The sequence below is a fragment of the Rhodopseudomonas sp. BR0C11 genome (assembly GCF_010820945.1).
Taxonomy (GTDB): Bacteria; Pseudomonadota; Alphaproteobacteria; order Rhizobiales; family Xanthobacteraceae; genus Rhodopseudomonas; species Rhodopseudomonas palustris_H.
The window spans coordinates 1-4,404 of sequence record NZ_QTKI01000399.1; the positions used below are offsets into that span (position 1 = coordinate 1).

Genomic DNA, 4,404 nt, shown 5'->3' on the forward strand with positions numbered 1-4,404 from the left:
AGCGGATAAAACGGCCCGTTGCCGGCCAGCACCAGGGCCACCAGGTTGCCGGTGGCGGCGAGGGGATCGGGATTATCGGCGTAAGCGCGAAACCAGTCGGTGGCGCGGAGCAGAGCAGGGGGCAGCATCGGTCTCACAAGGGATCGGCGATCGGGCCGGAAGGGTAGCCTGGAACCTGACCGCCGGGAAAGCGTCCGTGATGTGCGCTGCTCGGGTGCCAGGGTCTCACGCCGCGGGGGCCTTCCCGTCCGGAGTGACAAGTCCAAGCCGCCTCCTTGCCGAAACTGAGCCGCTCGTGGCTCAGACCTCTAGCCATTCCTTGCGGATGGCGGCGTTGGCCTTGAGGTCGTCGGGGGTGCCTTCGAACACGATTTTGCCGTGGCCCATCACATAGACCCGGTGCGAGATCCGCATCGCGATCGACAGCTTCTGCTCAACCAGCAGGATGGCGACGCCGCGGCGGGCGATTTCGGCGATCAGGTCGCCGACCTGCTGCACGATGATCGGAGCCAGCCCTTCGGTCGGCTCGTCGATCATCACCAATTCGGGATCGCCCATCAGTGTCCGGCAGATCGTCAGCATCTGCTTTTCGCCGCCGGACAGCACGCCGGCCGGAGTGTCGGCACGGGCCTTAAGGTTGGAGAACATATCGAGCATGTCCTCCAGCTTCCATTTGCCGGGGTTGCGCGGGTTCTTGATGCCGAGCATCAGGTTCTGCCGGACCGTCAGGCCCGGGAAGATGTCGCGATGCTCGGGGACGTAGCCGAGCCCGAGATGCGCGATCTTGTAGCTCGGCAGCCCGGCGATGTTCTTGCCCTTGAACAGGATGCTGCCGGGCGGCGGCACTTCGCCCATGATCGCCTTCACGGTGGTGGAGCGGCCGACACCGTTGCGGCCGAGCAGGCTGACCACCTCGCCGGCGTCGATATGCATGTCGACGCCCTGCAGGATGTGGCTCTTGCCGTAATAGGCGTGCAGGTCTTTCACCTCGAGCATCAGGCCGCTTCCTCGCCGAGATAGGCTTCCTTGACCTTCGGATTGCCGCGGATTTCGTCCGGCGTTCCCGAAGCGATGATCTGGCCATAGACCAGGACCGAGATGCGGTCGGCGAGGCCGAACACCACGCTCATGTCGTGCTCGACGATCAGTAGCGTGCGGCCTTCTGTGAGACGGCGGATCAGCGTCACCGCGCGTTCGGTCTCTGCATGGCTCATGCCCGCGGTCGGCTCGTCGAGCAGGATCACATTAGCGCCGCCGGCAATCGTGATGCCGATCTCGAGCGCGCGCTGCTCGGCATAGGTGAGCAGGCCCGCCGGGACGTCGCGACGCGAGGTGAGGTGGATGTCTTCCAGGATCTGCGCGGTGCGCTCGCGCACCTCGGGCAAATTGTCGACGTTCTTCCAGAACGCGTAACGATGCCCGGTCGCCCACAGCACGGCGCAGCGCAGGTTTTCCCACACCGTCATGTTGGCGAACACGTTGGTGACCTGGAACGAGCGCGACAGCCCGCGGCGGTTGATCTGGAACGGCTTCATGCCGGCGATCTCTTCGCCGCGCAGCAGGATGCTGCCGGTGGTCGGCCGCATGTAGCCGCTGATCAGATTGAAGGTGGTCGACTTGCCGGCGCCGTTCGGGCCGATCAGCGCGTGGCGTTCGCCTTGGGCGATCGTCAAGTTGATGTTCTGGATCACCTTGGTGACGCCGAAGCTCTTTTCGACGCCGCGGAGTTCGATCGCGGTGCTCATAGGGCGTGAACCTTGGCGCGGGCGGCGGTCAGCGTGGTGTCCCAGGTCTGCGTGACCCGGCTCCACGCCATCTTGGCGAGGATGAAGCCGCCGATGATCAGCACGGCCGAAGCCGCCCAGGTCAGCGGGCTGGCGGCATTGAACGGAATGCCGAACGCCACCCGGTTCGGATCCTCGTGCGGATTGACGGTGTAGTGCACGGTGGTCTCGATCATCAGCATCAGCCCGACGCACAGCGCCAGCGTCGGTAGGGCGGCCATCACATAGCTCGGCAACATCCGCGTCAGCATGCCGGCGCGCAGCAGCGGCCGATGCATCATCAGGACGCCGGTGATGCCGCCCGGTGCGAACAGCACCACGATGATGAAGAACAGGCCGAAATACAGCTGCCAGACCTGAGTCAGGTCGCTCAGCACCAGCGACAGCACGGTGACGAAGATCGCGCCGACGATCGGGCCGATGAAGAAGCCGATGCCGCCGATATAGGCCGCGAACAGCACGGTGCCGGACTGCACCGCACCGAGATAGGCGGAGTTGGCGATCTCGAAATTGATCGCCGCCAGCGCACCGGCGATGCCGGCAAAAAAGCCCGAGAAGCAGAACGCCAAATAGCGCACCACGTGCGGATCATAGCCGACGAACTGCACCCGCTCCGGATTGTCGCGGACGGCGTTGCACATCCGCCCCAGCGGCGTCCGGGTCAGCGCATACATCGCGATGATGGCGATCAGGGTCCAGGCGGCCACCAGATAATAGATCTGGATCTGCGGACCGAACGACAGGCCGAACACCTTGAACAGCTTGGTGCGGTTGGCCGAGATACCAGCCTCGCCGCCGAAGAAGCTGCGCAGGATCAGCGCCGAGGAGGCGACCAGCTCGGCGAGGCCGAGCGAAATCATCGCAAATGCGGTGCCGGAGCGCTGGGTCATCACCCAGCCGATCAAGGCGGCGAAGAACAAGCCGGCGAACCCGCCGATCAGCGGCACAAATGGCAGCGGGATCGGCCATTTGTTGAAGCCGAGGATGTTGATGGTGTGGATCGCGAGGAAGCCGCCGAGGCCGTAATACACCGCGTGGCCGAACGACAGCATCCCGGTCTGGCCGAGCAGGATGTTGTAGGACAGCGCGAAGATGATCGAGATGCCGACCAGGCTGAACGTCGTCAGCGAGCCGCCGGAAGCGAACAGCTTCGGCAACAGCAGCAGCACCAGCGCGGTGGCGATCCAGAGTCCGTAGAACTTGGCACGTTCGGACAGCGTCGGCCGGGGCGGCGCGGCGCTGGAGGCGAGGTCGGTCATGTTTCGCGGGTTCCCAACAGCCCCATCGGCCGGAAGATCAGGATGAGCACGAGCAGCAGATACGGCATGATCGGCGCGATCTGAGCGATGGTCACGTTCCAGATGTCGTTGAGCCAGGAGGCCGCGAGATCAGGACCGAGCGGACCGAACAGCGAGGCGGGCGAGGCATTGATCGACACCGCAAAGGTCTGCAGCAGCCCGATCAGCAGCGAGGCGATGAACGCGCCCGGCAGCGAGCCGAGGCCGCCGACCACCACGACGACGAACAGGATCGGACCGAGCAGCGCCGCCATGTTCGACTGCGTCACCAGCGACGGGCCGGCGATCACGCCGGCAACGGCGGCAAGCGCGGTGCCGACGCCGAACACCAGCATGAAGATGCGTTCGACGTTGTGGCCGAGATGCGCGACCATATGCGGGTGGGTCAGCGCCGCCTGAACGATCAGCCCGATCCGGGTCTTTTTCAGCGCGACCAGGAGGCCGACGAAGATCACCACCGACACCGCCAGCATGAACATCTTGTAGGCGGGATAGTTGGTCGAGAAGATCGTGAAAGCCGGGAAATCCAGCAGCGCCGGGGTGCGGTAGTCGACCGGGACCTTGCCCCAGATGATCGAGACCACTTCCTCGATCGCGAAGGCGAGCCCAAAGGTGAACAGCAGTTCGGCGACATGGCCGTTGCGGTGGACGCGGCGCAGGCCAAAACGTTCGACTGCGGCTCCGATCGCGCCAGCGAGCAGCGGCGCGATCAGCAGCGCCGGCCAGAACCCGGTCCAGCGGCTGATCTGATAGCCGAAGAAAGCGCCGAGCATATAGAAGCTGGCATGAGCGAAGTTCAGCACGCCGAGCATGCTGAAGATGACGGTGAGCCCGCTCGCCATCAAGAACAGCAGCATTCCGTACAGAACGCCATTGAGGGTGGAAATGACGATCAGTTCGAGCATGATGGGGTTAGGCCGCCTGACGATGTGAGGTCGTCATGGCCGGGCTTGTCCCGGCCATCCACGTCTGTTGTGAGTCCACGCCGAAGGCGTGAATGCCCGGCACAAGGCCGGGCATGACGGGGTGAGGCTTACGGCCGGTCCATCTTGCAGGTGGTCGGCAGCATGGTCTGAGCAGTGTCGATCTTGGCGACCTGCTTCCAGCCCCAGCCGGTCTTTTCTTCATCGAACTGGCCGGCCGGAATGTCACCGAACGACGAGATGTAGATCGGCTGGAAGAACTGGTGGTCGTCCTTCCGCATGATGCCTTCGCCGCCGTCCAGCACTTCGAACTTCATGTCTTCGAGCGCCTGCGCGACCTTCACCGGATCCAGCGACTTGGCCTTTTCGGCAGCGGCCGCGAACATCCGCATCTCGTTC

Annotated in this window: 5 protein-coding genes; all 5 read right to left on the minus strand. The window is 64.2% G+C overall.

What is annotated here, in order from left to right; all coding sequences use genetic code 11:
* Positions 1-300: 300 nt before the first annotated feature.
* The gene (locus DYI24_RS22030; RefSeq protein WP_164573848.1) at positions 301-996 is read right to left on the minus strand and encodes an ABC transporter ATP-binding protein; all 696 of its coding nucleotides are present in this window, start codon (positions 994-996) and stop codon (positions 301-303) included.
* Positions 996-1,745 (minus strand): ABC transporter ATP-binding protein, encoded by a 750-nt coding sequence (locus DYI24_RS22035; RefSeq protein ID WP_107345717.1) that lies wholly within the window; start codon positions 1,743-1,745, stop codon positions 996-998. Before DYI24_RS22035 ends, DYI24_RS22030 begins: the two co-directional genes overlap by 1 nt.
* On the minus strand, positions 1,742-3,043 hold the full coding sequence (locus tag DYI24_RS22040) for a branched-chain amino acid ABC transporter permease (RefSeq protein ID WP_107356697.1): 1,302 nt from the start codon (positions 3,041-3,043) through the stop codon (positions 1,742-1,744). The genes DYI24_RS22035 and DYI24_RS22040 overlap by 4 nt, the downstream gene beginning before the upstream one ends.
* A complete protein-coding gene (locus DYI24_RS22045) occupies positions 3,040-3,987 on the minus strand; it encodes a branched-chain amino acid ABC transporter permease (protein WP_107345715.1) in 948 nt (315 codons plus the stop codon). The genes DYI24_RS22040 and DYI24_RS22045 overlap by 4 nt, the downstream gene beginning before the upstream one ends.
* A gap of 128 nt (positions 3,988-4,115) precedes the next feature.
* A partial coding sequence (locus tag DYI24_RS22050; protein ID WP_164573849.1) for an ABC transporter substrate-binding protein occupies positions 4,116-4,404 on the minus strand: 289 nt, incomplete at its 5' end.

What these genes read in the sequence shown, in the direction of transcription:
- DYI24_RS22030 (WP_164573848.1), bottom strand. Translation starts at nt 996, where the DNA reads ATGCTCGAGGTGAAAGACCTGCACGCCTATTACGGCAAGAGCCACATC.
- DYI24_RS22035 (WP_107345717.1), bottom strand. Translation starts at nt 1,745, where the DNA reads ATGAGCACCGCGATCGAACTCCGCGGCGTCGAAAAGAGCTTCGGCGTC.
- DYI24_RS22040 (WP_107356697.1), bottom strand. Translation starts at nt 3,043, where the DNA reads ATGACCGACCTCGCCTCCAGCGCCGCGCCGCCCCGGCCGACGCTGTCC.
- DYI24_RS22045 (WP_107345715.1), bottom strand. Translation starts at nt 3,987, where the DNA reads ATGCTCGAACTGATCGTCATTTCCACCCTCAATGGCGTTCTGTACGGA.